The 19,827-nt window shown below is 70.4% G+C and carries 20 protein-coding genes and 1 pseudogene; 11 read left to right on the top strand and 10 right to left on the bottom strand.

Features of this window, described 5'->3' with window-relative positions:
• The first annotated feature begins 101 nt into the window (after positions 1-101).
• A complete protein-coding gene (gene shbA, locus ACWGIC_RS29400) occupies positions 102-752 on the top strand; it encodes an RNA polymerase sigma factor ShbA (protein ID WP_452079164.1) in 651 nt (216 codons plus the stop codon).
• A 115-nt stretch (positions 753-867) separates the two neighbouring features.
• Here shbA and ACWGIC_RS29395 read toward each other — a convergent pair whose 3' ends face one another.
• The gene (locus tag ACWGIC_RS29395; RefSeq protein ID WP_009076775.1) at positions 868-1,284 is read right to left on the bottom strand and encodes an STAS domain-containing protein; all 417 of its coding nucleotides are present in this window, start codon (positions 1,282-1,284) and stop codon (positions 868-870) included.
• A gap of 260 nt (positions 1,285-1,544) precedes the next feature.
• Here ACWGIC_RS29395 and ACWGIC_RS29390 point away from each other — a divergent pair, with 260 nt between their 5' ends.
• The gene (locus ACWGIC_RS29390; protein WP_452079163.1) at positions 1,545-2,252 is read left to right on the top strand and encodes a S1 family peptidase; all 708 of its coding nucleotides are present in this window, start codon (positions 1,545-1,547) and stop codon (positions 2,250-2,252) included.
• A 48-nt stretch (positions 2,253-2,300) separates the two neighbouring features.
• Here the strand turns inward: ACWGIC_RS29390 and ACWGIC_RS29385 are convergent, their stop codons facing one another.
• The 4 genes from ACWGIC_RS29385 to ACWGIC_RS29370 all read right to left on the bottom strand — a co-directional run bounded on the left by ACWGIC_RS29385 (position 2,301) and on the right by ACWGIC_RS29370 (position 8,432).
• Entirely contained in the window at positions 2,301-5,540 is a 3,240-nt protein-coding gene (locus tag ACWGIC_RS29385; protein WP_452079162.1) for a helicase HerA domain-containing protein, read from the bottom strand.
• Complete coding sequence (locus ACWGIC_RS29380) at positions 5,537-6,169, bottom strand: hypothetical protein (protein WP_452079161.1); 633 nt, start codon at positions 6,167-6,169, stop codon at positions 5,537-5,539. The genes ACWGIC_RS29385 and ACWGIC_RS29380 overlap by 4 nt, the downstream gene beginning before the upstream one ends.
• Positions 6,170-6,242: 73 nt before the next feature.
• On the bottom strand, positions 6,243-7,853 hold the full coding sequence (locus ACWGIC_RS29375) for a KGGVGR-motif variant AAA ATPase (RefSeq protein WP_452079160.1): 1,611 nt from the start codon (positions 7,851-7,853) through the stop codon (positions 6,243-6,245).
• A 3-nt stretch (positions 7,854-7,856) separates the two neighbouring features.
• Positions 7,857-8,432 carry a toll/interleukin-1 receptor domain-containing protein gene (locus ACWGIC_RS29370; protein WP_452079159.1) on the bottom strand — a complete coding sequence of 192 codons (576 nt, stop codon included), beginning with the start codon at positions 8,430-8,432 and terminating at the stop codon, positions 7,857-7,859.
• Positions 8,433-8,609: 177 nt separating this feature from the next.
• Here ACWGIC_RS29370 and ACWGIC_RS29365 point away from each other — a divergent pair, with 177 nt between their 5' ends.
• Positions 8,610-9,563 carry an SEFIR domain-containing protein gene (locus ACWGIC_RS29365; protein ID WP_452079158.1) on the top strand — a complete coding sequence of 318 codons (954 nt, stop codon included), beginning with the start codon at positions 8,610-8,612 and terminating at the stop codon, positions 9,561-9,563.
• A 280-nt stretch (positions 9,564-9,843) separates the two neighbouring features.
• On the opposite strand, the gene ACWGIC_RS29360 is transcribed toward ACWGIC_RS29365, so the two are convergent.
• Entirely contained in the window at positions 9,844-10,749 is a 906-nt protein-coding gene (locus ACWGIC_RS29360) for a serine hydrolase (RefSeq protein ID WP_452079157.1), read from the bottom strand.
• Between the two features lie 4 nt (positions 10,750-10,753).
• Positions 10,754-11,638 (bottom strand): LysR family transcriptional regulator, encoded by an 885-nt coding sequence (locus ACWGIC_RS29355; RefSeq protein ID WP_452079206.1) that lies wholly within the window; start codon positions 11,636-11,638, stop codon positions 10,754-10,756.
• 104 nt (positions 11,639-11,742) lie between these two features.
• On the opposite strand from ACWGIC_RS29355, the gene bla reads away from it, so the two are divergent.
• From bla to ACWGIC_RS29320, 7 genes are all read left to right on the top strand, one after another.
• Complete coding sequence (gene bla / locus ACWGIC_RS29350; protein WP_452079156.1) at positions 11,743-12,639, top strand: class A beta-lactamase; 897 nt, start codon at positions 11,743-11,745, stop codon at positions 12,637-12,639.
• Positions 12,636-13,157 carry a D-alanyl-D-alanine carboxypeptidase family protein gene (locus tag ACWGIC_RS29345; protein ID WP_452079155.1) on the top strand — a complete coding sequence of 174 codons (522 nt, stop codon included), beginning with the start codon at positions 12,636-12,638 and terminating at the stop codon, positions 13,155-13,157. The genes bla and ACWGIC_RS29345 overlap by 4 nt, the downstream gene beginning before the upstream one ends.
• A 136-nt stretch (positions 13,158-13,293) precedes the next feature.
• Positions 13,294-14,052 carry a hypothetical protein gene (locus ACWGIC_RS29340; protein WP_452079154.1) on the top strand — a complete coding sequence of 253 codons (759 nt, stop codon included), beginning with the start codon at positions 13,294-13,296 and terminating at the stop codon, positions 14,050-14,052.
• Positions 14,053-14,227: 175 nt separating this feature from the next.
• Complete coding sequence (locus ACWGIC_RS29335) at positions 14,228-14,962, top strand: hypothetical protein (protein WP_452079153.1); 735 nt, start codon at positions 14,228-14,230, stop codon at positions 14,960-14,962.
• Between the two features lie 40 nt (positions 14,963-15,002).
• Positions 15,003-15,728, top strand: coding sequence for a maleate cis-trans isomerase family protein (locus ACWGIC_RS29330; protein ID WP_452079152.1), 726 nt, complete (start codon positions 15,003-15,005; stop codon positions 15,726-15,728).
• A gap of 66 nt (positions 15,729-15,794) precedes the next feature.
• Positions 15,795-16,157 (top strand): VOC family protein, encoded by a 363-nt coding sequence (locus tag ACWGIC_RS29325; RefSeq protein WP_452079151.1) that lies wholly within the window; start codon positions 15,795-15,797, stop codon positions 16,155-16,157.
• 32 nt (positions 16,158-16,189) lie between these two features.
• Positions 16,190-16,645, top strand: coding sequence for a MarR family winged helix-turn-helix transcriptional regulator (locus ACWGIC_RS29320; protein ID WP_452079150.1), 456 nt, complete (start codon positions 16,190-16,192; stop codon positions 16,643-16,645).
• Here ACWGIC_RS29320 and ACWGIC_RS29315 read toward each other — a convergent pair whose 3' ends face one another.
• Complete coding sequence (locus ACWGIC_RS29315; RefSeq protein WP_452079149.1) at positions 16,646-17,275, bottom strand: hypothetical protein; 630 nt, start codon at positions 17,273-17,275, stop codon at positions 16,646-16,648.
• Positions 17,276-17,404: 129 nt separating this feature from the next.
• Between ACWGIC_RS29315 and lexA the strand changes: the two genes are divergently transcribed.
• Positions 17,405-18,061: a transcriptional repressor LexA gene (gene lexA, locus ACWGIC_RS29310; RefSeq protein WP_452079148.1), complete on the top strand. Its 657-nt coding sequence runs from the start codon at positions 17,405-17,407 to the stop codon at positions 18,059-18,061.
• A gap of 52 nt (positions 18,062-18,113) precedes the next feature.
• Here the strand turns inward: lexA and ACWGIC_RS29305 are convergent, their stop codons facing one another.
• Both ACWGIC_RS29305 and ACWGIC_RS29300 read right to left on the bottom strand, forming a co-directional pair.
• Positions 18,114-19,382 (bottom strand): Bcr/CflA family multidrug efflux MFS transporter, encoded by a 1,269-nt coding sequence (locus ACWGIC_RS29305; protein WP_452079147.1) that lies wholly within the window; start codon positions 19,380-19,382, stop codon positions 18,114-18,116.
• 105 nt (positions 19,383-19,487) lie between these two features.
• Positions 19,488-19,827: pseudogene (locus tag ACWGIC_RS29300) on the bottom strand (GH92 family glycosyl hydrolase); the annotation flags it as partial.

The raw sequence follows: 19,827 nt of genomic DNA, 5'->3' as shown, positions 1-19,827 counted from the left end.
GGACAACACCCGCGCGGGCGCAACATCCGGGCGCGCGCCGCCGACTCCCGCAGCGAGCGGGCGAGGACCACCGCGGCCGCCCGTACGAAAGGAACGACCCTATGTCCACCGCCACCGTGACCGAGCCGGTCGAAGGCTACGTCCCGCTCGCCGCGCTGCCTCGCCCCTCCGGGCTGGCCGAGCGCCTGGAGACCGTGGTCCGCGCCGCGCGCGCCGGAGTCCCCGGCGCCGCTCCGGAACTGCTGGCGCTGCTGAAGCCGGTGATCGCGCGCTACTGCCGGGCCCGCATCGGCGGACGCGACCTGTCGTACCTGTCGGCCGACGACGTCGCGCAGGAAGTGTGCATCGCGGTCCTGCAGGCGGTGCCGGGCTACGAGGACCGCGGCGGATCGTTCCTGCACCTGGTCCGCGCGATCGCGGCGAACAAGGTGGCCGACGCGTTCCGCGCGGTGTCGCGCGACCGCTCGCGGCCGGTGTCCGACGTCCCGGAGAACCCGGATCTGCGCGACGGCCCCGAATCGCACACGATGACCGCCGACCTCGGAGCCTCGCTGGGCAGGCTGCTGGCCGGGATGCCGAAGCTGCAGCAGGAAATCCTGACGCTGCGCGTGGTCGTCGGCCTCACCTCGGCCGAAACGGCGAAGGCGCTGGGGATCTCGCCGGGCAACGTCCGGGTGACGCAATGCCGGGCGCTGGCGAAGCTGCGGGACTCGATCGAGGAGCAGGGGCTGGCCGAAGCGCTGCTGGCGTGAACCCCTCACCTCGCCCGCGCTGGTCCGGACCACGGGAGAAAAAATCCCGGAAGTTCACCCGCTCGGGCCACCGCGCCGGGTCCGGCGGGCCCGGAACGCCCGGATCCGGACCGGCTCAGCCGGCGTCGAGCCGCCGTTTCATCCGGCGCAGGAAAGCGATCCGGTCGGTCTCCACGCGGACCGCCGTGCGGTCCGGGTAGATGTCGAACACCCCGGTCATCCCGGTCTCGGCGAGCCGGCGGCCCGCCGCGCCCGAGGGGTGCGCGAGCAGCCGCAGCACCACGCCCTCGGCGGCCGCGCGGTCCTGAGCGGCCCGCAGGACGTGCACGCCCGCGTCGCTCAGCTCGGTCAGCCCGGTCAGGTCCAGCACCAGCGCCATCGGGCGTTTGGCCAGCGCGAACGTCACCGCGCGCACCACCACCAGCGCGGTGCCGGCGTCGAGTTCCCCCGCCAGCAGCAGCGTGAGCACGTCGAGGTCGTCGTAGCGGTACGACGACTTCAGCCGTGCCGATCCCTGTGAGCCGGCTTCCATCCGCGTGCTGCGCTCCCTGTCCTGGCGGGGCCCGTCGCCCCCGCTCGTCCACCCGACACCATTCTGGACCCGGGGGCACGGTGACCGCGCTCACACTCCGGGTCCGCGCCCCGGCGAGCGCGGCCTGGTCCGCTTGTCCTACGACGAAAGTCGGGACCTGCACCGGCCCGACCTTCGGCGGGTTCCGTCATTTACCGACATTCACGACGGTGGGTCAGTACCTGACAGCTACTCCCCGTACCCACCGGAGATGATCACCAGTGCGAATCGCGCGTACCGCCGCAGTCCTGTCCGGCCTGGCCTTCGCCGCCGTCGCCGCGGCGGCCCCGGCCACCGCCGCTCCCGCCCAGCCCGCCATCATCGACGGCAGCACCGCCGACTCCCTGCACGCCGCCGCCCGGATGTTCGCCGGGGGCCAGGAACTCTGTTCCGCCACGATCATCGCGCCCGACTGGATCCTCACCGCCCGGCACTGCACGCAGGGCGCGGGCGGCAAGCAGATCACCTTCCACGTCGGCAGCCTCGACCAGACCCAGGGCACCGAGGTCTCCGCGACGTCGGTGCACGATGCGCCCGACGCCGACATCTCCCTGGTCCAGATCGACCAGAAGGTGCAGACCGAGTACGCGCCGCTCGGCACCGCGGGCGACGTCAACGTCGGCGACACCGCACAGGTCTACGGCTGGGGCGCGACCTGCACCGACCAGCCGGAGATCAACTGCCAGTCGCAGGTGCTGAAGGTGGCGAACGTCCAGGTCACCTCGGTCGACTGCCCGGACGGCGCGGCCGGCGTCTCGGTGTGCGCCAACCGCGGCGACGGCATCACCGCCGGCGGCGACTCGGGCGGCCCGATGTACGCCAACGGCAAGCAGGTCGGCGTCGCCTCCACGAGCGACCGCCAGTCCTACACCGCCTACATCAACGTCACCCAGTACCGCGACTGGATCCAGTCGGTCGCGGGCGTCTGATCCGCAGCGGCCCGGACCCGGACGGATCCCCGGGTCCGGGCCGCGGGTTCACCCCTCCCCCCGCACCTCCCCGTTCCTGGCCCGGGCGAGCACCTCCTCGACCCGCAGCGGGCTCGCCGGATGGTGGCTCAGGCACAGCGGCGCCGACACCCGCCGGAACCCGAACGCCTCGCCGGACACGTAGAACTGGGCCCGCTCCAGCCGGGAAATGTCCGCCACCGGACTCCCTTTCGCGCGCGCCATCTCGTTCGCCGCGGCGATCTGCGCCGGGCTGTTGAGCCGCCCGAAGAACTGCGTCATCGCGTTGCCGGCGATCTGGTTGTGCAGGCCTTTCGGGGCCTGTGTCGCGAACAGCAGCCCCAGCCCGTACTTCCGGGCCTGCGCGGCCAGCACGATCGTGCTGCGCGTGCTCGCGGTGAGCGAACCCGACGCCGCGAGCGTCTGCGCCTCGTCCATCACGAACAGCCCGCCCAGCGGCCGGTCCCCCGCCGGATTCCGCTTGATCCACGCGAACAGCTCCATCTGCAGCTGGTTCACGAAACTCTGCCGCTGGGCCTCGGACGGCAGCCCGGCGAAGCTGATCACCGAGATCCGCGCCCGCTTGCCGGTTTCCGGGGTGAGCAGCAGCGCCGGGTCCACCGGGGTCCCGGCTCCGGCGAACAGCGGGTCGTTGACCATCGCGGCCTTGAGCAGTTCCGCGACTTCGGCCGCGATTTTCCGCCCGCCGGTGAGATTTGTGACGCCCTCGGGCAGATCCTCGAGGACCTCGATCAGCTCCGGCAGGCTCCGCGACCCGGTGCGGGCGTGGTGCACGATCGTCTGCCGCAGCACGGCCAAGCCGATGTCGGCCTTCGCGGTGCTGCCGGTCAGGCGGGCCTGCGGCGCGAGCGCGGCCACCGCCACCTCGACGGCGGCGGAGAACTCGTCCTCGTCGTCGAGCACCCCGGCGAAGTCCGGCAACGGCTCGAACCCGAGCGGACGCCCGGCGGCGCGGCCCGGCGTCCAGACGACGACGTCGGTGCCTTCGAGATAACGCTCGGCGAGCCGGGCGTCGTCCGGGCCCCATCCGTCCGGCGGACTCGGCCACGGGTCGCCTAGGCGGGCGAGGTCGTTGTTCGGGTCCAGCACGATGGACGACACGCCGCGCAGCGCGCATTCCTCGATGATCCGGCGCAGGAGCACGGTTTTTCCCGATCCGGAACCGGCGAAGACGGCGGCGTGCTTGCGGAGCGCGGAGAGTTCGATGCTGACGGGCTTGCCGGAGCCGGTTTCGGAACCGAGGACGAGGGGGCCGTCCGGCGGGGGGTGGGTTCCGTCGGAACGCGGGGCCTGGGCGGTTCCGGTGCGGTGGGGTCGCGGGGTCTGGGCGGGTGGGGTGAAGAGGGAGGGCTGGTTCGCGGGTGCTGCGTTCACGGGTGCCGGGTTCGCGGGTCGTTCGGCAGCGGGTCGCGGGGTCTGGGGTGTCTGTCCGGTGCCGCCGGGGCGCGGGGCGGCGTCGGGGAGGACGCCGGAGAGCAGCTGGGAGCGGCGGGCGGGCCTGCGGTCGATGAGCCATTCGTGGACGTCCGGGCCGCCCTTGACGAACATCTCGTCCAGCGCCCAGAAGGTGCGGACGTCCGCTTCGGACATCTTGAGCCGCATCCCGCCCGCTGCTTCGAAGGCCCGCAGTTCGGCTTGGGTTTTTTCTCCTTTGGACCACGACGAGTTCCGGATCAGGATGAGATGGCGGTTGTCCGCGCCGGGCCGCAGCCCCGCCGCCGACCGGGCCTTCCGGAACCGGCTGAGCACCGCGATCGGATTCTTCGCCGAGATCGCGCGGAACGCCCAGTGCTCTTCGAGATCCTTGGCCTCGTCGAGGGTGTGGGTGAGCCAGGCGTGCAGTTCGTCCTCGCTGACGCGGGTGTCCCACTCCATCTCGTCGTCGCCGACCTCGGTGATCCAGCCGCGCAAGGCGGCCGAGAGCAGCCGGGGCATCACCTCGTCCTCGACCTTGTGGTCGAGCAGCGCCGACGGATCCGCGTCCGCCCGGAGCTGGTCGAACCAGTCGTCCAGTTCGGTGAAGCGATCGGGTTTCGGCTCCGGGCGCGCGGGCAGCACCGCAGGTGCGTCCGGATTGAACGTGGTCAGCTCCTGCACCCGTTCCGCACGCACGCAGGCATCGATGTGCGCACCGATCCTCCTCAGCAGTTCTCGCGGCGTGTACTCGTCCCACGGACCGGCGAACGCCGAGGGAGCGACCGGCCACGTCGAATGCGGCGGAGTGAAATCCATTGCGGCGTAAGCGACCCCCAGACGCCGCTCGACCAGCTTCCGGCCGATCTCGGCATCCAGCACCCTGCCGAGCGTGAGCGATTCGCGGAACCGGTCTCCGACCGAGTCGGCGGCTTTGTCCTTGATCTGCATCCAGGTCGGGGGCAGGCAAGCGAGGACGGTCATCGTCCTCCGGGTGATCTGGCGCAGCTCCATCAGCCCGTCCGCGATCTGGGCGACGAGGAGGTCGTTGTCCTTGCCGCGGCCGATGTCCCGCGTCTGCCGATCGGAAACGGCCAGCAGCGTGTCCAGCTGATCGACTCCGATGACCAGCGGCCCAGTGAGCGCGAGCAGCCGCGTGATGTCGTGCACCTGGTCGCGCGCGGACTTCGGCTTCGCCCGGATGCCCCACTTGCGCCGCGCACCGGATTTCGATTCGTCGAACCGGCCGAGGTACTCGTCGCCGATCTCGTTCTGAGTCAGTTCTTCCGCGGCGTACAACACCAGCGCGCGAACAGTGTCCGCGCATTCGACCGCGACCTGGCGGTCCATCGTCCGCAGAGCCAGCAGAAAATCATCGAGGTGCGAACGGGTCAGCCCGCGACCGCTCAGCAGCGCCGAAGTGCTTTCCCACGGCACGTCGCCGCGCTCGCACACCCGGCGCACGAAGCTGCGCACCTGCGGCTCGCCCGAATCGTCCAAACGCGACAGTCCTCGGCGGAGCGCGTCGGCGGTGTCCTCCCAGAACGCGTCGCCCGCGGTGAGGTCGTCGAGAAAGAAGTAGCCGCCCGCCCGGTGGGCTGCCCGCCGGACCATGCCGAGCAAATGGGTTTTGCCCACGCCCTTCATGCCCTGCATGACCAGCCCGATCGGGCTGGGCCCGTCGCTGGCCGCGGCATCGCGGATGCCGACGTCGATCGCGGCCATCACGTCGGGATGCAGACCGTCCACGTGGTACGGAGAATCCCGCCACACGTGGTCAGGCGTGTCCGCCCAGTCGAACCGCAGGGTCGCCAATACCGCCAGATGTTCGATCATGACGCCTCGATGGAGAGCAGATGATTGTCCTCACCGCCAATGCGGACGGCTGCTTCCTTGTCCTCGTCGGTGAGAGCCTTGCGGTTCGATTCCGGCACCAAATGCGCTTGTCCGGTCCGGCTCAGCTGCTTGAGCACCGCGTCGACCTCGGCGACAGCAGCGCCGCCCAGCAGCGGCCGGAGATCCGCCAGGCCGACCCAGTCCCGGGGCGAACGGGCGAGTTTCCGGTACGCGGTGCGGATCCTTTCCTCCAGGTTCACCGCCTGCGGCGCGTTGCCCTCCCCTCCGGTGAAAACATCCTTGAGCCGGACATTGTGCAGCCGCAGGTACTCGAAAAACCCGTGCAGCGCCAGATAAGCCACCACCGTCAACGTGCTCCGCACCGGTTCCGGCGGGTTTCTCGCGGCCAGTTCCTCCTCGCACCAGTGCCAGCCGTCGTCGGTGAGCTGGTGCACGAACGCACGGCCGGATTTCCTGCTGCTGACGTACTTTTCGTTGAGCTTCAGCCGGTCCCTCCCGTCGAGCGAGAAGCCCGCGGCCTGGCGCAGCTCCGGGTTCGACATCTCCTGGCCGTGCACCATCAGCGCGATCATCGCCGCGGACTGCTTGTGGCTCAGTCGTTCGTGCATCCGCCGTCCTTCCTCACCGGGGCATCCCGGCCGCGGGCGCGGCCGGGGCGTTCTGGGGTTCGAGCGGGCGCGGCTAGCTGCCGGTCACCCGCACGTCGAGCACTCGCCGGGCCCAGGCCAGCGCGTTCTGGACCCGTTGCGGCGGCGGCACCGCGCCCTCGTCGTCGCGGCGCGGGCGCAGCAGCACGGCCAGGTCGGCGCCGAGTTCCTGCGCCCGCACACTGTCCCCGGCCCCGACCGCGGCCGGGATTTCGCCGGCGAGGTCGTCGACGAGGTCCCACAGTCCCGGGCGCAGCCGGGCGTGCACGGCTTGCCGCAGCAGGGAAACCAGGTCGGATTGGCCGGTGTCGACCAGGGTCCGGCCGGCGCCGATCTCGTCGGCGAGGCTGCGCGCGACCGTCGCCGGGCCGGTCGCCGGGCCGAGCCGCAGATACCGCACGCTGCCGAGGTAGCCGGACAGGTCGCGAGGGTCGGTGCCCTCGGTGAGCACCAGGATCAGCTTGCGGTCGTGGCCGAGGGTGCGGTGCAGGAACAGCTCCGCCTCCGCGGACTGCCATCGGCTCGCCTTGCCGTCGATCACCAGGCACAGGTGCTGGGCCTCGGTTTCCGCGCGGCCGAGCCGGGACCGGTCGCCGGACAGCGATTTCCCCACCCGGATCCCGAGTTTTTCGAGTTCTTCCGCTACTGCCCGGGAGGCAGTCAGGTTCGAGCGCGGCATGCTCACCTGGATGTCGTAGGCGAAGTCTTTCTTCTGCGGGCGCACCGCGGCCACGTACGCGTCGCGGTTTTCTTCCAGCAGTTCGGTGCGGTCGAAGGAATGCGCGATCACCGCGGCGACCGTTTCGAGCGCGAAGCCGACCTGGTCCGCGCCGGGGCTTTCCTCGTGCAGCACTGGAAGCTGCTCGCCGAAGGTCCAATACGACACGTACGGCAGAGTGAGGTGCCGCGCCATCACTTCCGGCAGGACGTCCTGGTCCAGCCAGGGTTCGAACAGGCTTTTGGTCTCCTCGACGCAGAACTTCCGCCATTTCTCCGAGCGGTCGTACTCCTCGCGCGTGTCGAACCGCGAGAGCACCGGCAGCACCGGCAGCTGCGGACGGTCATACGGCAGGGCGTTCCGGGCGACGTTGGCCCGTTTCGCGATGTCCACGGCGCCGCGGACGCTTTGCCGGTTCGCGGTGTAGAGGACGACCAGCCGGTCCGGCAGGTGCGCCGCGCAGATGCCGCCGACGTCGGAGATCCCGGTGCGGCTGTCGAGGAGGACGTAATCGTAGTTCGCGGTCCAGTGGTCCCGGCACTTTTCGAGGTACGCGCCGAACCGGTCGTCGTACAGGCTTTCCCAGTCGATTCCCTGCACCTGCGCGGGATAATCGAGGCTGTCGCGGCCGGCGGCGAGGAAATCGAGCGTGCCGGGAGAATCCTCGCCCGCGGACAGCCGGACGACGTGCCGGTCCGGCTGGACGGTCCCCGCCCGGAAGTCGGTCACCAGGTCCACCACGCCGCCGTCCGGTTCGCGGTCGAGCATCGGCCGGAAATAGTCGCTCAGGCCGGGTGCTTCGAGGTCCCAGTCGACGCACAGCACGCGATGGCCCCAGCGCGCCAGCAGCACGGCGATGTTGGCCAGCGCGAAACTGCGGCCGACGCCGCCCTTGAACGAATAGAACGTGATCACGGTCCCGGCCATCGGTCAGAATTTCGGGACGCGCGCGGTGGGCGGATCGTCCGGCAGGGGGGTGAGCACGGGCCAGTCCGGCTGCCACGGAGGAGCCGCGCTGATCAATTCCTCCACCTCCCGCGCGATCACGTTCATCCTGTCGTGGAAACCGATGTATTTCGGCGAAACCTGGAAATGCTCGTACGGATGGTTCCAGTCGGTCAGGTTCTGCCACTTCCGCTGGTGCGCGAACGGCGGGAAATTCTTCGAATCGGCGTAGATCACCGGGTAGATCAGCGTGGCCGGGCGCGCGCCGCCGGCGAGTTTCTCGCGATGCGCCATCGACGCCCATTCGGCGAGGCACCACTCGTCGTAGAAGTACTGTCCGGACGCCACCGGGACGAGAATCCTCGTGCGCTGCAACGCGTTGCGCAGTTCGTCGGGCCAGCGGTCGCCGACCCGGACCGAGCCGTCGAAGAACACCTGGACCTCCCGGTCGAGGTTGCCGTCGAGCAGTTCGCACAGCCGGGGATGGAAATGGTTGCGCACCCACCGGGCGATCGGATCCGCGGTCCGCAGATAGCTGATGAAAACGTCGTAGTGGTACACCTGGGCAGCGCTCCCCGTCGATTTCCGCGTCCTGGCGATCCGACCTCGGCCCCGACGATACCTTTGGCCCCCGCCCGGACAAGGGACAGATTGTGGACACTTTGTGGCCGAAAACCCGCGGCCTCCCGCCGGACCCGAAACTGGACCGGTCGCCGCCGCCGGAATTCGAGGAGCCCGATGTCCGCCCCCGCCGCACCCCGGATCTTCATCAGCTACGCCCACGACACCGCCGCCGAGCATTACCGGCAGGTCGGGACCTTCGCCACTTTCCTGCGCGCCCGGATCGGGCTCGACGTCCGGCTGGACCAATGGGACGACGCCTCCCGGCTCGACTGGTCGGCCTGGGCGATCCGGAACATCCGCGCCGCCGATTTCGTGCTGGTGGTCGCTTCGCCGGACTACCGGCGGCGCGCGGACGGCGAAGCGCCCTTCGACGAGGGCCGCGGCTCCCAGTTCGAGGCGCGGATCATGCGCGACGCGCTCACCCGCGATCTGGAGCGCGAGACCAGCCGCATCCTGCCGGTGGTGCTGCCCGGCGCTTCCGTCGAGGACATCCCGGCGTTCCTGACCCCGTATTCCACCACGCATTTCCGGATTCCGGACTTCACTGACGACGGTGTCGCCGGCCTGATCTCGGCGATCACCGGACGCAGCCAGAACGAACGGCCGGTGCGCGGGACGTGGCGCGGGGCAGCCGATTCCGCGCCCGGCCCGGTGCTGGCGACCGAACTGCGGTGGCGCGAGAAAAGCGCGGACATCACCGCCGGTTCAGCGCGGATCGACGGGATCTGCTACGAGCACAGCGTCGTTTTCCGCACCGCCGGGCCGACTTCCGGGGCGTGGGCTTTCGCGGAAATCGACCTCGGCGGCTCCTACGCGCATTTCACCGCGGTCGCCGGCGTGCTCGACGACGCCGAGGACGCGGCCTTCCAGACCGGCCTGTTCTGCGTCCGGCTCGACGGCGAAATCCGCCACCTCGACCATTCCGCTTTCGGCAGCCCGCGGCACACCGAACTCGACGTCACCGGCGTCCAGCGGCTGCGGCTGGAGATCCGCCGTCCCCCGGCGGGCCCGGCTGCCCGCACGACCCGCCCGGCGGCACTGGCCTGGGGAAACCCGACTCTGCGCTGAGTGCGTGTTTCCTGCTTTCCAGGAAACACCTTGTCCGTCCTCCTTCCCGGATCGCATTCTGGGTGCACGCCGCTCGTTCCGGGCGGTTCGCCGAGAATCACGGAAACCCGGAAAACCGCGAAATCACGCGATTTCGCGGCGGGGATTTTCCGTGCCTGGATCCGGGAGGGAGGTGCGGGAAAATGCAGACGCACGGAATCGTTCTCATCCTCACGCTGCTGGGGCTGGCCTGACGCGGAAACCGGCCGGATTCGCCGCGAGGGCGGATCCGGCCGCCCGGTCAGCCGCGTGCCCGCAGATGATCCCGCAGCGCCCGCGCGACCCGCGCCATCAAAATCTCCGCCTCCGGCTGGATCGCCGCCGGCACACGAGACTCGGTAAGCGCGGCGACCGCGAACGCCTGGCCGTCCGAATGCTCCACCACCCCGATCTCGTGCCGCAGATTCACCAACGTCCCGGTCTTCGAGGACCATTTCGCGGAATCAGACGCGAAATCCGGCGCGAGCCGTTGGCGCAGCAGGTTTTCGCCCATCAGCTCCCGGACCCGCGCGGCCACGTCCGGGTCGATCTTCGACGGCGTCCACAGCGCGGTCAGCAGATCGGCGAACGCGCGGGCCGAACCGGAACTCGCCCGCGAAACGTCCAGCTGCCGCACCGGATGCCCCTGCCCCTCGGTCACCGCGCCGATCGCGAGCGAGTGCGCGAGGTGCACATCGGCCGCGTCGAACCGTTCCACCGGCGTGTCGTTCAGCTCGCTCAGCGAATGCCGCACCGAGATGCCGTTGATGCCCCATTCCCGCACCGTCCGCGTGACCTCCGCGGGCGAGGTCAGTCCGAACAGCTCGTCGGCGGCCGCGCTGTCGCTGATCGAGGAAGCCAGGTACATCAGATCGGCCACCGACACCCGTGCCGGATGCCGGAACCGCGCGAGCCCGGTCGGCCCCGCGCTCCGGGCCCGGCCGGGTTCGATTTCCACCTGGTGCGCGCCGTCCAGTTCGCCGCGCCGGATCCGGTCCTCGGTCACCGCCACGAGCGGGACCTTGACCAGCGACGCGGTCGCGAACTCCAGGTCGGGCTCGATCCCGATCTCGCGGCCGGACCCGAGGTCGCGGACGAGGAACGAACCTCGCAGCCCGCCCTCGTCGAGTTCGTCCCGCAGCCGCGCCAGCAGCGCCTCAGTGTTCACGGCGTCAGTCTGCCGCAACGCTCGCGCCGAGACAGCGCGCGATCGCCGCGCGCAGCGGCGTCCGCACCCGGTCGACGTCGTCGCCGAGCCCGGCCGCCACGTCGTATCCCCTGGCGAGCCGGACACCGCCCGCCGGCCGCCACGCCAGCCCCAGTTCCCGAGCCTGATCCGCCGAGCACAGCAGCAGATCCGCCGACCCGAACACGCTCGCCGCGGCCGTCGTCAGCGTCGCGGCGACCTCCACCTGGGCGGGCAGCAGCCCGGCCGCGTCCCGCGCGCGGAACACCCGGTCGCGGACGTGCGGCACGTCGTCCTCCGGCTGCACCCACACCCGGCGGCGCGCACCCGCCGACCGGCCCGCGCGCAGGGTTTCCAGGTGCACCACGGCTTCGTCCGGATCGGCCTCGCTGGCCAGCCCGAGCGGCACCGTCCAGACCCCGTCCTCCGGCGGGACCGCGACGAGCGCGGCCCGCACCTCCTGCGTCCGCACCAATTCGGCCCGTTCGGCGGGCCCGGCGACGCGGAACTCCAGGAACACCTCGGCCGTCCGCGCCTGTGCTTCGAGTTCGGCGAGATCGCGGGTGGTCGAAGTGTCCGGGACAGCCAGCCGCAACGGCCGCCGGCGCGCGCGCTGAGCGTCGTGCTCCATCGCCTCGGCGAGCCGGACCAGGCGCTGCGCGGACGGCAGCAGGTCCCGGCCGAACGGCGTGAGCCGCGCCCGCCGGGTGGACCGGTCGAACAGCCGCTCCCCCAGGTGCCGTTCGAGCGCGGCGATGCGGCGGCTGGCCACCGGCTGCGGGATCTGCGCGACCGCCGCGCCGCCGGTGAAGCTCCCCGCTTCGGTCACGCTCACGAACGCCTTGCAGCACGCCACCAAGTCCACGACCAGATCTTATGCCAGATTCGCATCAAATCGCACAGAAGTGTCTTGGACCGCATGAACCGGCCGGAGGCACGCTTCAGGGACTTGATCGACTTCGGAGGGAGAACCCCGTGTTCCGCAGGCTGACCCTGGCCTCGTTCGCATTGGTCGCGCTAGCCTCGTGTGCCACACCAGCAACACCGGACGCCTCGGCGGGCCCGTCGCCGTCCGCCGCGCCGGTCGCGGCCAAGACGGTCGTCCAGCCGGATTTCGCCGCGCTGGAAAAGGCTTTCGACGCGCACCTCGGCGTCTACGCGATCGACACCGGCGACGGCCGCGAGGTCGCTTATCACGCTGACGAACGCTTTGCCTACGCTTCCACGCACAAGGTGTTCACCGCGGCAGCCATCCTGCACCGCGGGGACGATCTGAACCGGACGGTCACGATTCGGCAAAGCGATCTGGTGCCCAATTCCCCGATTACGGAGAAGCACATCGGCGAGCAAATGTCGTTACAGAGCGTCCTCGACGCTGCGCTGCGTTACAGCGACAACACAGCGGATAACCTGATGTTCCGCGAAATCGGCGGTCCGGCCGGGCTGGCTGCCGAGCTCCGCCGGGTGGGGGATACGGTCACCCACGTGGACCGCATCGAGCCCGCTCTCAACGAGACGAGCCCTGGTGACGTCCGGGACACGACCACCCCGCGGATCTGGGCCAAGGACCTGCGCGCCGTCGCGCTCGACGCGGGACTCCCGGCGGACAAGCAGGCTGTGCTCACCAAGATCATGCGCGCGAACACCACCGGGGCGCACGTGATCCGCGCCGGCGTGCCCGCGGACTGGCAGGTCGCGGACAAGACCGGGAGCGCCGATTACGGCACGCGCAACGACATCGCCGTGCTGTGGCCGCCGCACCGGGCTCCGATCGTGCTCGCCGTGCTGTCCAATCGTCCGCAGAAAGACGCGAAGACCGACGACAAGCTGATCGCGCAGGCCGCCGCCGCGGTCGTGAAGGCGTTGCCGTGACCGGAATCTACCGAGTGGCCACCCACGTGCTCGCGGTGCTTTTCGTGCCGGTCGCGTGGGTGGTCGCGCGGGGCCGGGCGCGGCACGTCGCGTGCCAATGGGCGCTGGGGGCCCGCTATCCGGCGGAAAACCTCGCCGGGCTCACCCCCGGCACGTACGCCGCGTTCACCGCGGCGCGCACCGAAGCCTTGTGGCGGCACGGAATCCTGCTCGGCCTGACGTCCGGGCACCGCGACGCCGCGACGCAGGCCGACCTGTTCCACGCCGAGGTGCGGCGCGCCGGTTCGCACGAACTCGCGCTGCACCTCACGCTCCCGCCCGCGCAATCGCAGCACGTGCAAGGCGTCGCGCTCGACGTGCGGCCGTACGAGGGCGCGCAGTGGCTGGAGGTCCACGGTGGACGGTTCGGCCTGTATCGCGTGTACGACAACGAATGGTGGCACTTCGAGTACCACCCGAACGGCCGCCCGCAGCGGCTGCCGCACCCCGGCTACGCCGCGACCCGCGCCGCCAGCTGACGCCTGTTCGTCCACAGTGGACCAGGCGGAAGTCACGAATACGTGACAGAACCGGGCAAGCCGTAACGAACCGCCGAACCGGGCGATAAGCGGATGAGCCCGGGGGCGTCCTGGGCCTGTCCCGAACGGAAATCGCATGATTCGCCCGGTCTCGAACCGTCTCCTTGTGCGCTACGGCGCCGTCGCGGCCGCCGCCGCGCTCGCGTGCACCGCCTGCTCCGGCTCCGGCGGAAACGCCCAGCCGCCCGCCGCCGGCGGACCGGCCGCGAGTTCGCCCGCCGCGGCCGCCGCGCCGTCCGCCGCCCCGATCGACGCCGCGAAGGTCGGCGAAACCGTCAAGGCCGCGATGAAGAAGTCGACCGCGGTGCACGTCAAGGGCTCGAAGAGCGAAGACGGCAAGATGAAGGTCGACATGCAGTTCAACAAGGACAGCGTGAGCGGCTCGATCGAGAAGGACGGCGTCGAGGTCCCGGTGCGGCGCGTCGGCGACAAGGTCTGGATGCGGTTCAGCAAGTCGCTGACCAAGGAGGCCGGGCTGCCCGCCGAGGCCGCCGCGATGGTGAACGACAAGTGGGTGTCGCTCGACTCCCAGCTCGGACAGGGCCTCGGCGAGGCGTTCAAGCTGTTCCTCGACTACGACGTCTTCGTCGGCTCCATGGCCGACGACGCCGACAAGCCCGGCTACTCCGCGGCCGAACCCGCCGACGTGGCGGGCACTCCGGCGCTGCGGTACAAGAACGGCACCAGGACGATTTTCCTCGAAGCCGCCGGATCGCACCGCTTGCTGCGCCTCGAATCGCCGTCGGAAGGCACGATGGAGTTCACCGGCTGGGACCAGCCCGTCCCGGCCCAGGCCCCGCCCGCCGCGGAGATCTACTCCGGCCCCGGCTCCTGATCGGACGGTCTCGCGTTCCCGCGCCGCTCGGGAACGCGAGGCCTTCGTCCACTGTGGACCGGCCGCGTCCGTCACGAATCCGCGACGGACGCGGGCAAGCCGTAACGGGTCGCCGGACCGGGCGATAAGCGGATGCGCCCGGGGGTGTCCTGGGCCTGTCCTGAACGGAAAACGCATGATTCGCCCGGTCCAGCAACGTCTCCTCCTGAGCTACGGCGCCATCGCGGCCGTGCTCGCGTGCACCGCCTGCTCCGGCCCCGGGAGCGATGCTGCCCCGGCGCTGACCAGTGCGGCCGCGAGTTCGCCGATCAAGCCGTTCGACGCCCCGCCCGATGCCGCGACGATCGGCGACACCGTCGCGGACCAGATGAAGATGTGGGTCGCGATCCACGTCAAGGGCGGCGACGACCGGACGACGAAGCTCGACCTGCAGATCAACCACGACAGTGCAGGCGGCTCCATCGAGAAGGACGGCGTGGCGATGCCAATGCTGCGCGTCGGCGACAAGGTCTGGATCAAGTTCAGCAAAGGGCTGGCCAAAGCGGCCGGGCAGCCCGCCGGGGCCTACTCGGCGGTGGACGGCAAATGGGTGTCGACGGACTCCCCGATGGCCCGGGTCTTCCGCGAGGCGCTCAAGCATTTCCTGGACCTCGACGTCTTCGTCGACACCTTGATCGACGACCTCGACCGGCCCGGCTACTCCGCGGCCGAACCCGTCGACCTGGCGGGCACTCCGGCGGTGCGGTACCGGAACGGCAGCAGGACGATCTACCTCGAGCACCCCGACTCGTCGTACTCTCTGGTGCGGTACGAGTCCCCGAAGCAAGGCACGCTGGACTTCAGCGGGAGCGGCCCCCAGCCGTTCCAGGCCCCGCCCGCCGCGGAGATCTACTCCGGCCCCGGCTCCTGAAGTTCTGCCGTCCGGGCGGCCAGGTGCGACACTGCCCCAGATGATCGGTTTGCTGTATCCCACTCGCGACTGCGCCGAGGACGACTTCACCGCGCTGGCCGGCTGCCTGGACGCCCGGCCGGGCGTGGAGTTCGCCTACGTGCCCTGGGCCCGGCGCACGGTCGAGCGGGAGAACGTCCAGGCCGCCGTGCGCGAACTGAGCGAACCGGACCGGCTGGTCCGGACCGCCGCGACCTTCACGACGTCCCCGCGAGTGGTCAGCTGGGCCTGCACGAGCTGCAGTTTCATCGACGGCGTCGAAGCGGCCAAGACGCAAACCGCTGCCCTGTCGGACGCACTGGACATCCCGGCGAGCAGCACGTCGCTGGCGTTCGTCGCGGCTGCCCAGCGCCTCGGCCTGGACCGGGTCGCGCTCGCCTCGGTGTACGCCGCGGAGATCACTGACGCGTTCGAGGCGTTTCTCGCCGAGGAAGACATCTCCACTGTGCATGCGGTGTCGGCCGACGCCGGTTCGGACCGCGACCTGGCGAAGTGGGACAGCGACCGCATCCGCGACCTCGTCGATTCCGCCGCCTCCTCGGACGCCCAAGCCGTGCTGGTCCCCGAGACCGCGCTGCACACCGCGCCGCTGCTCGCCGAACTCGAGAACCGCGCGGGCAAACCGGTGCTCACCGCGACGCAGGTGACACTCTGGCACTGCCTCACCCTGCTCGGCCGCCCCGCCGCTGGGCCGGGCCTCGGCACCCTTCTCGCCCACCCGCATTGATCTGTCTACTAAGGACAGATCAGGTCCCGGGCATAACCGCGGCCGATCGCGGGTAATTCCTCGATCATGAGCAGCCATCTGATCGCCATCACCGTCGACTGCCAGGACGCCGACGCGCTCGCCGAATTCTGGCGGGAAGCGCTGGGCTACCCGCCCGCCGAGCGATGGCCGGACAGCCACGGACTCACCTACGTCGAACTGAAAGCGCCGGACCGGCCGTCGCTGCTGTTCCAGCCGGTGCCCGAGGGGAAGACCGTCAAGAACCGGCTGCACCTGGACATCGCGCCGGACACGGTGGAACAGCGCGACGAGGTGGCCCGCCTCGTCACCCTCGGCGCGAAAGTGGTGGACGACCCGGAGAACGACCACTGGATCGTGCTGAAAGACCCGGAGGACAACGAGTTCTGCGTTCTTCCCCGGCGGTCCTGACCCGCGTCCGGCCGCGGGCTACGATCTTCGCCGTGCCCGATTCCCGAGTGCCCGCCCGTCCCGACCTGGGGATGCTCGCCGGGCGGCTGCTGTTCGCGGTGCAGCGGGAGCTGTTCACCGCGCTGGCCGCGGAGGGCTTCGGCGACCTGAGCCCTCGGCACGGCGCGGTGCTCGCCTACCTCGGCCCGGACGGGGCGCGGGCGACCGACCTGTCCCGGCGGTCCGGACGGCGCAAGCAGGTCATCGGCACGATGGTCGACGAACTCGAAACGCTCGGCTACGTCGAACGCCGTCCCGACCCGGCCGACCGGCGCGCGAAACTCGTCTGCCCGACCGAACGCGGGCAGGCCATGATCAGTGCCTCGACCCGGATTCTCGCCGCGATCGAGGACCGGCACGCCCAGCGGCTCGGGCGAAGCGCGTACGCGGAATTCAAGCGGGTGCTCACCGAGGTCACGGACGAGCAGCGGCGCTTCGCCGGGCAATGATCACTGGCCCGGCCAATTCTGCTGCGGCGGGCCGGAGGCAGGCCATTGCCCCGGCATCGGCTGCTGCGGATACGGCTGTTGCTGCGGGTACGGCTGGGGCATTCCCGGAGCGCCGTACTGGGGCGGAACCGGACCCGGCTGCGGATACTGCTGTCCCGGGTACTGCTGCCCCATCGGAACCTGCCCCGGATACTGCGGCACCCCCGGAACCGGTGCCCCATAAGGCATTCCGTATCCCGCCGGCGGAGGCGTCTTCGCCGATACCGAGGGCAGCCACAGCACCACCGCCAAGGCAGTGGCCAAGGCGAACACGACGCTTTCTTCCCAGGAATGGGCGACTGCGAGCAGAACGAGCGCGCACAGCAGCTGCACCGGCGCGGCCCAGAGCAACATCCGCCCGACCGGTTGCCGCCGCGCGAAAATCATCCCCACGCCGACCAGTACCACGATCGCGAGCAGTCCGGACACCATCAACACGTACGTGGAGACACCGCCGTGTTTTCCGCCGCCCGCGAGATAGAGGACTGCCCAGATCCCCCCGCGTGCCGTGTAGACCTCCAGCAGCACGAGGAACACCGCCACCGCGATGCCGATCCCCGTCACTTTGGGCCGCTCCACCGGCTGAGTCATCCCGGTCCCCCTCCGTCACCCTCCGGAGGGAACACTCTACCAAGCGCGTCCACAGTCCACAGTGGACTAACCGCCGGAACAACGCCCCCGGCCCCGGCGACCGGCCCGGACGCCGTCTACGATCGGCCCGTGACCGCCTACTACGACGACGTCTTCGACGACCTCGACGCTTCGGCCCTGCCCGAGCGGCAGCAGCACATCCTCGCCACCATCCGGGACTGGGTGGGCAGGCACGGGTATTCGCCGAGCACTCGCGAGATCGGCGAAGCGGTCGGGCTGCGGTCGACGTCTTCGGTGTCGAAGCACCTCGCCGCGCTGGAGGACAAGGGTTTCCTGCGCCGCAGCCCCAGCATCTCCCGCCCGATCGACGTGCGCGCCTTCCTCGGCGACCTTCCCTCGCGCGAAAGCGGCGATTCCGTGCCGGTGCCGGTGGTCGGCGACATCGCGGCCGGCACGCCGATCTCCGCGCAGGAGCACGTGGACGACGTCATGCAGCTGCCGCGCGGGCTCACCGGCCGCGGCACCGTGTTCGGGCTCCGCGTGCGCGGCGATTCGATGGTCGACGCGGCGATCTGCGACGGCGACATCGTGGTGGTGAAGCAGCAGCCCGAGGCGCATTCGGGCCAGATCGTCGCCGCGATGATCGACGAGGAGGCGACGGTGAAGGTCTACCGCCGCCGCGACGGGCACGTCTACCTCGAGCCCCGCAACCCGGCCTACGACGTGATCGACGGCGACCGGGCCACGGTGCTCGGCGTGGTCGTCTCGGTGCTCCGCAGCATGTGACGCCGCGAGCGGCGATGCCGGGAACCGGCACCGCCGCTCGCGACCCCCAGCCTCAGTCGACCGCCACCGGCACCCGGGCGCCGGCCAGCTCAGCGCCTTCCGCCGGTTCGGCGACCCGGCCCTGCCACGGCCGCGCGATCAGCCACAGCACCAGCCCGGAGACCACCAGCCCGCCGAACATCACCGTGGCCATCGCGGCCGCGTTGTTGCCCAGCAGGCCGACCACCGGCGAGACCGCCGCGCCGACGCCGAACTGCACCGCACCCAGCAGCGACGCCGCCGTCCCCGCGTTGTCGCCGTGCGCGTCGAGCGCGACCGCGGGCGCGTTGGGCAGGATCAGCCCGGCGAAGAACAGCACCATCCACACCGGCACCGCCACGCCGAACATGCCGCCGAACCCGGTCAGCGCGGTCGCCAGCAGCACCGCGGCCGACGCCGCCGCGGCGACGCTCGCCGCGAGCAGCACCTGGTGCGGTTCGAACCGGTTCATCAGCCGGGCGTTGACCTGCGTCGCGGCGATCAGCCACACCGCGCTCGCCCCGAACATCAGGCCGAACTGCTGCTGGTCCAGCCCGAACTGCTGCTGGAACACGAACGACCCGCCGCTGACGAACGCGAACAGCCCGGCCATCGCGAACCCGGCCACCAGCACCAGCCCGACGAACGAGCGGTCGGCGAACAGGCTCCGGTAGGACCGCACGGTCGTGCGGAACCGGAACGGCTGCCGCCGCGCGGGCGGCAGCGTCTCCGGCAGCACGAGCGCTGCCGCGACCCCGCTCGCCAGCCCGATCGCCGCGAGCGCCACGAACACCCCGCGCCAGTGCGTCCACGCCAGCAGCGCGCTGCCGAGCGTCGGGGCCAGCACCGGGGAAACGCCCATCACCAGGATGAGCTTGGACAGCAGTTTCGCCGCGGCGCGATCGGTGTAGAGATCGCGCACCACGGCCAGCGCCAGCACCGCGCCCGCCGAGGCCCCCAGCCCCTGCAGCACGCGCGCCGCGCTCAGCAGCTCGACCGTCGGAGCCACCAGGCACAGCAGCGACGCGAGCACGTGGATCGCACTTCCCGCGACGAGCGGGATCCGCCGCCCCATCGCGTCCGAAAGCGGGCCGGCGATCAGCTGGCCGAGCCCGAGTCCCAGCACCGTTCCGGTGAGGGTCAGCTGGATCGTCGACTCCGTCGTCAACAGTTCGCGGGTGATGTCCGGCAGCGCCGGAAGATACATGTCGATGGACAGCGGCCCCAGTGCCACCAGAACGCCCAGCACGAGCACCAGCTTCAGCTGGCCCCCGGACTTCGGCGCTTCGCGTGTTTCGTTCACGCCACTCCCCTTCGTCGTGAGCACGCCAGTCACTGACGAAGAAGAGGCCCAGGAAATTCCGGGATCCGCGAACAGATCACACCCTGGGAATCCTGCTTGACAAACTCAGCCGAGACCGAGTGCGAAAACGTGGAGGTCAGGATCGGCCGGAAGAGTCACCGTCGCGATCTTCCTGCCGTCCGGGATTTCCAGCGGCGAAGTGGCGTAAACCGAGGCGCCGATTCCCTGGCCGCCGGGCTGATTCCGGTGCGCGGTGCGGGCCACGAGCGTATTGCCGAACACTGGTTCGGTGCTTCCGCCCGGCAACACCCAGTCACCGAACGAAAGATCGGCGGTCGCTGTGGTGCCGTCGGTGAACGCCACGGTCGCGGTCCCCCGGTGGTCGCCGTTCGTCGCCGAGCCGACGAAAAGCAGGCGGCCGGCTGAAGTTCCACCTAGATCGAGC

Source organism: Amycolatopsis sp. NPDC054798, from assembly GCF_053611505.1.
The sequence above is the reverse complement of the archived record's forward strand: the minus strand, read 5'-3'. Positions and strand labels throughout refer to the sequence as shown.